This is a genomic window from Streptomyces sp. OR43, from assembly GCF_008042275.1.
Classification (GTDB): Bacteria; Actinomycetota; Actinomycetes; order Streptomycetales; family Streptomycetaceae; genus Streptomyces.
Genome location: NZ_RDBK01000039.1, coordinates 1 through 6,215 on the forward strand (window position 1 = coordinate 1; position 6,215 = coordinate 6,215).

Genomic DNA, 6,215 nt, shown 5'->3' on the forward strand with positions numbered 1-6,215 from the left:
GTTCCGCCCCGGCGCTCCGCGACGATCTCCGCCGCGATGGACAGCGCGGTCTCCTCCGGCGTGCGGGCTCCGAGGTCGAGGCCGATCGGGGAGCGGAGGCGGTCCAACTCGCTCTCGGTCAGGCCGGGTGGGGCTGCCACGCTGCGTACGACGTCACCGCATCACGTTGCGTGCGGCACGCTGCGCTGCACCCGGGCTCAGGCGCTGACTGTCAGAGGGATGCGGTTGACTGCTGGTCATGGTCGAACCCGCATTCGTGAACACCGTCTGGCAGCACCTCCGTCACGTGCTGGGGCCTGCGCCCGCCCCCCGGCCACCGGTCATCCTGGACGTGCCGGAGGGAACGGACTTCCAGGCACTCGTCGACGAGATCTCCGGCAGGGCGGGCAGCCCCCGGACGCTGATCGATGACGGCCGGAGGGTGGAGCCGGTCAACGCGCGAACCGGCCTGCCGCTCGTCGAGCCCTTCGCCGAGGAGTTGCTGGAGATGCGCGCGTGGCCGTACTGGAACGACTGGATCGGATGCGCGCGGGTGATCCGTGCCGGACGGGAGCAGGCGGTCGTCGTGGTCGCCGACCGCGCGGACCCGGCAGCGGAGGGGCTGCCGGAGGGTGCCTCGTGGACGGAGAAGCTGCGCCTGCTCACCGGCTGGGAGCCGCTTCCCCGGACGCCGGTCGACTGGCCCGCCGCAGAACAGGCCCTGGGCACACGGCTGCCGGGCGACTACAAGGAGATCGTCGACCTGTTCGGCGTCGGCAGCTTCGACATGTACGTCGAACTGCTCATTCCCGGCGTGCGCGGCATGGATCTCGTGCAGTCGGCCGGGACGGACGGGGCGTATGTGCACGACCTGTGGCGGCCCCACGCCCGGTTCCCGGAACCGGGCGGACTCCTGCGCTGGGGATCGTCGGAACAGGAGATCGTCTTCGTCTGGCAGACGGGCGCCCCCGATCCGGATGACTGGCCGGTGCTCGTCCGCCCGGATTTCGACGCCTGGGAGCGATACGACTGCGGGATGGGCGAGTTCCTCGTGCGCCTGCTCACGGACGCGGAACTCGGGTATCCCACCAGCCGGATCGCCGGCCACTGCTACCTGGACTACGCGTGACGGATGACGCGAAGGCGATCACGGCCGGGGGTCACGGGGTTCCACGGCCTTCGACATGGGCATGCCATGGCTTGGCCGAGTCCCGGCAGGCGTGATCCAGGAGGAAACAGTGAAGAACCCAGGACGGCTCCGCAAGGCGTTACTCACCCTGTCCGCTGCCGCCACCCTGGTCGTCGCCTCGTCCGGCAGCGCCTTCGCGGCCGTGCCGGGCGCTCTGCCCGCCGGTGCGGACGGGCTGGAGCAGACATTCCAGCCCGCCTTCGACTACGACGGGGACGGCTGCTACCCGACACCCGCCATCGGCGCCGACGGGACCGTGGCACCGGGACTCAAGACCACCGGCGCCGTCAACGGCAGCTGCCACGACTCCTGGGACCTGGACAACACGAACGGCTACGCACGCTCCCTGTGCAACAACGGCTGGTGCGCCGTCATGTACGGCCTCTACTTCGAGAAGGACCAGGCCGTGGCCGGCAGCGGTCTCGGCGGCCACCGGCACGACTGGGAGCATGTCGTGGTGTGGGTGCAGGACAACGAGGCGAAGTACGTGTCCACCTCCGCCCACGGCGACTTCAACGTGTACGGCCGCGACGGGATGCTGTGGGACGGGACGCACCCGAAGGTCGTCTACCACAAGGACGGCATCGGCACGCACTGCTTCCGCCGCGCGACCACGGGCGACGAGCCGCCGGAGAACCACTACCACCAGTGGCAGTTCCCCGATCTGGTCGGCTGGAACGGCTACCCCGCGGGCATCCGGGAGAAGCTGGTCCAGGCCGACTTCGGCAGTGCGGTGTTCGGTCTCAAGGACGGCAGCTTCGCCTCCCATCTGGACCGGGCGAAGCCCGCCGGGATCCCGTTCGACCCCTACGCCTGACGGGTCACTCGACCCCTACGCCTGACGGGTCACTCGACCCCTACGCCTGACGGGTCACTCGACCCCTACGCCTGACGGGTCACTCGACCCCTACGCGTGACCGGCCACGAAGCGAGCGGACGCGAGACGATCGCGGCCCACCGGCTCCGAGAGGACACGGCATGACCCGCAGCACCACCCGGATCGCACACCTGCGCGCGGCCGGGGTGAGTTTCGTCGTCGAACTCCGCACGCCGTTGCCCCGCGTCCTGCACTGGGGCGAGGATCTCGGCGCGCTGACCGAAGACGGTCTCGCGGCCCTGGCCCTGTCGGCGGACGCGGCCTCGCTCCACTGCGCACTCGACGCGCCACGGCAGTTCACGGTCTGGCCCACCCAGGCCGACGGCTGGTCGGGCACGCCCGCTCAGGAAGGCCACCGGGCCGGGACGGCCACCGCCCCCCGGGTCACGATGACCGGCGCCGAGGAGAGCCCGGACGCGCTCGTCATCGCGCTGCGGGACACCGACGCCGGGCTCGACCTCACCCTCACCTACCGCCTCGACCCGTCCGGTGTCCTGGCCGTCCGCACCCGGATGTCCTGTCCGGCCGGCGCACCCGGCCCCGCCCCGTACGACCTCGCCTCCATCACCGCCCTGCTCCCGGTGCCTGACCGGGCCCGGGAGATCCTGGACTTCACCGGAAAGTGGTGCCGCGAACGCTCCCCGCAACGAGGCCGGCTCGCCTTCGCGAGCCACGTCCGCGAGGTCCGCCGAGGACGCCCGGGTCTGGACGCACCCCATCTCCTGACGGCCGGCGTACCCGGATTCGGATTCCGTACGGGCGAGGTCTGGGCCCTGCACGTCGGCTGGAGCGGCAACCAGCGCTGGCTGGCCGAACGGCTGCCGGAAGGCGCCGGCGTGCACGGCGGTGTCCTCGGCGGCGGCGAACTGCTCACGCCCGGCGAGATCCGGCTCGGCCCCGGCGACAGCTACACCTCGCCCGAGTGCTACTTCGCCTGGTCCGCCGAAGGCCTCGACGGGCTCGCCGGCCGCTTCCACACGATGCTCCGCTCGCGGCCCGGGCACCCGTCGTCACCCCGTCCGCTGACCCTGAACACCTGGGAGGCCGTCTACTTCGACCACCGCCCCGAACGGCTCCTCGCACTGGCCGACGACGCGGCCGCGGTCGGGGTGGAGCGCCTCGTCCTGGACGACGGCTGGTTCCTCGGCCGGCGCGACGACACGGCCGGGCTCGGGGACTGGACCGTCGACCCGCAGATGTGGCCCGACGGTCTGGCCCCGCTGGCGGAGCGGGTGCACGCCCATGGCATGCAGTTCGGACTCTGGGTGGAACCGGAGATGGTGAACCTCCGGTCCCGCCTCGCACGCGAGCACCCCGAATGGATCCTCGGCCCGTCAGCGGGCCTCGGACCGAGCTCCCGCCACCAGTACGTGCTGAACGTGGCCCACGAGGAGGCGTTCGCGTATCTGCTGGAGTCGCTGGACGCGCTCGTCGCCGAGTACCGCATCGACTACCTGAAATGGGACCACAACCGGGAACTGCACGAGGCGGTCCACCGCGACGCGGACGGCGGAGACCGGCCTGGGGTGCACGCCCAGACCCGGGCCCTGTACCGGCTGATGGACACGCTCCGGTCCCGCCGGCCCGGTCTGGAGATCGAATCCTGCTCCAGCGGCGGCGGACGCGTCGACCTCGGCGTCCTGGCCCGAACGGACCGGGTGTGGGCCTCGGACTGCAACGACCCGGTGGAGCGCCAGGCCATCCAGCGCTGGACGGGACAACTGCTGCCGCCCGAACTGATCGGCGCGCATGTCGGGGGCCCGCGCAGCCACACGACGGGCCGGGCCGCCGACGACTCGTTCCGCCTGATCACCGCGCTGTTCGGCCACGCGGGCATCGAGGACGACCTGACGGCGCGCACCCCCGCGGAGCGGGAGGCGCTGACCCGGTGGGCGGCCCTCTACAAGGAGGTACGCGGGCTGCTGCACGGCGGACGGGTCGTCAGGGCGGACCTCGCCGACGACGCGACGTACCTGCACGGCGTCGTCGCACCGGACGCCGGTGCCGCGCTGTACTGCTGGGCGCGGACGGAGACCTCCGTGCCCGCCCAGTCCGGCCGGGTCCGCCTCCCCGGGCTCGCCCCCGGCCGGTCCTACCGGGTGCGCATCCGCACGGAGGCCGGGCTGCCCTCCCTGCACCAGGTCGTCGCGCCCGCCTGGTACCGGGCCGCCGTCGAGGACTGGGTGCCGATGCCCGGCACGGTCCTGACCGGGGCGGGGCTTCCGATGCCGACGCTCAACCCGGGGCAGGCCCTGCTGATCGAGGCCGCCGCAACGGCTCCGGCGCACTGAAGCAGGGGGCGGTGGGAGCACCGACCGCCCGCAGACCGGGCCTCGCGACGTTGCGCGGGGCGGAACGTCCGCCCCGCGTGGATGTTCCGGGCTCCGGACGTGCAGGCGTGACGCTCACCCCGTTCCCCGTTCCTCCCCTGCCGGATGCAGCCGGAGCTCGCCACCCTGCCAGCGCCTGCGCAGCCAGCGGTCGTGGCTGGCCAGGACGACGGCCCCGGGGCCGGTCCCCAGGGCCTCCTCCAGCTCGTCGCACAGACGCGGGGACAGGTGGTTCGTGGGTTCGTCGAGCAGCAGCAGCTGGGGTGGACGCGCTGTCAGCACGGCCAGGGCCAGCCTGCGACGCTGGCCGGCCGACAACTGTCCCACCGGCTTGCCCAGGTCCGCCTCGTGCATCAGGCCCAGCGATGCCAACGGCACCGCCTCTGCCCGCTCGAAGCCGAGCGCCTTCTCGTACGTCGCCCGGACGGAACGGTCCGGCCGGGCGAACTCCGTGTCCTGCGTCAGCATCCCCACCGTCAGCCCCGGCCGCCGGCCCACCTCGCCCCCGGCGGCGAGAGTGCCCGCGAGCACCGCCAGGAGCGTCGACTTTCCCGAACCGTTGCCGCCCGTCACCAGCAGGCGTTCGGTCGCCGAGACATCGAGGCGGTCGACGGACAGACGGCCCGGGACACGTACTGCGCGCAGGGACACCAGCGTGCCTTCCGCGGCCGGCCCGGCCGGCGAGGTGTACCGGAACCGCAACGGCGGGGGCGGCTCGGCGATCCGGTTGCGTTCCAGCTCGTCCAGCCGGCGGGAGGCGTTGCGGACCCGGCGCGCGATCTGGCTCTGCACGCGGCCGGCCCGCAGGCCGTACCCCATCTTCTCGGTGTCGCGCGGCCCGCGGTCGGGCGCGACCATGCGCGCCGTCACATCGGCCGAGCGCCGCAGGGCCTGAAGTTCCTGCTGCTCCTCGGCGTGACGCCGTTCCCAGCGGGCCCGCTCGGCACGCTTCTCGGTCAGGTAGGTGGTGTAGTCGCCGCCGTATCGTACGGGGCCGTCGACGGCCGGATCGAGGTCGATCAGGTCCGTGCAGACGGCGTCGAGGAAGGCCCGGTCGTGGCTGGCGATCACCACCGGTCCCGTCATGCCGCGCAGTTGCCGCTCGACGAACGCCGCGGCCTCGTCGTCGAGATGGTTGGTCGGCTCGTCCAGCAGCAGGGCGGAGGGCCGCCGTACCAGCAGTGCGGCGAGTGCCAGACGGCCGCGCTGCCCGCCCGAGAGCGAGCCGAGGGTCCGCCCGTGCTCCAGCGCACCGAGGCCGAGCCCGGTGAGCAGGATCGCGGCCCGCCGGTCGGCGTCCCACGTCTCGCGTTCCTCGGCGCGTTCGAGCCGTTCGCCGTACGCCGCGAGCAGCGGGGTGTGGTCCGGGGAGCTCTGCGGGGTACGGGCGAGCAGCGCGGAGAGCCGGTCGAGCTCCGCCAGTTCCGCCCGGGCTTCGCGCAGTGCGTCGTCCAGGACGTCGGTGATCGTCGAACCCGTGTCGAACGCCATCTCCTGGTGCAGGAAGCCCACGTCGGCGGGCCGGGTGACGCTGCCGGATTCGGGTTCGTCCGCCCCGGCCAGGAGCCGCAGCAGAGTCGACTTGCCGACCCCGTTCTCCCCGATCAGGCCGACACGGTGGCCGGGCGACGCGGTGAGTGACACCCCGTCGAGCACGCGCCGGGCACCGAAGGTGCGGACGAGGTCATGGGCGAGCAGGAACTGAAGCGGGAGAAGCGGGAGCTGCAGCAGGCCCGTGAGCGGGCCGAGCGCCGCGCGAGCAACGCGGCCCGCAACCTCAAGAGCGCCGTGAGCGGGCCGAGCGCCGCGCGAGCAACGCGGCCCGCAACCTCAAGAGCGC

5 protein-coding genes are annotated in these 6,215 nt (G+C 72.7%); 3 read left to right on the forward strand and 2 right to left on the reverse strand.

All coding sequences use genetic code 11. The annotated features are described in order from the left end of the window. The coding region (locus tag EAO72_RS17635) for an XdhC family protein (RefSeq protein WP_410090409.1) at nucleotides 1–140 on the reverse strand (140 nt) is incomplete at its 3' end. 98 nt (nucleotides 141–238) lie between these two features. Here EAO72_RS17635 and EAO72_RS17640 point away from each other — a divergent pair. From EAO72_RS17640 to EAO72_RS17650, 3 genes are all read left to right on the forward strand, one after another. Then, entirely contained in the window at nucleotides 239–1,108 is an 870-nt protein-coding gene (locus EAO72_RS17640; protein WP_148018297.1) for a hypothetical protein, read from the forward strand. 109 nt (nucleotides 1,109–1,217) lie between these two features. Further along, nucleotides 1,218–1,985, forward strand: coding sequence for an NPP1 family protein (locus tag EAO72_RS17645; protein WP_148018298.1), 768 nt, complete (start codon nucleotides 1,218–1,220; stop codon nucleotides 1,983–1,985). Nucleotides 1,986–2,146: 161 nt separating this feature from the next. Continuing rightward, nucleotides 2,147–4,336, forward strand: a complete 2,190-nt coding sequence (locus tag EAO72_RS17650; protein WP_148018299.1) for an alpha-galactosidase — start codon at nucleotides 2,147–2,149, stop codon at nucleotides 4,334–4,336. Between the two features lie 114 nt (nucleotides 4,337–4,450). On the opposite strand, the gene EAO72_RS17655 is transcribed toward EAO72_RS17650, so the two are convergent. Continuing rightward, nucleotides 4,451–6,103 carry an ABC-F family ATP-binding cassette domain-containing protein gene (locus tag EAO72_RS17655; protein ID WP_148018300.1) on the reverse strand — a complete coding sequence of 551 codons (1,653 nt, stop codon included), beginning with the start codon at nucleotides 6,101–6,103 and terminating at the stop codon, nucleotides 4,451–4,453. Nucleotides 6,104–6,215: the final 112 nt, after the last annotated feature.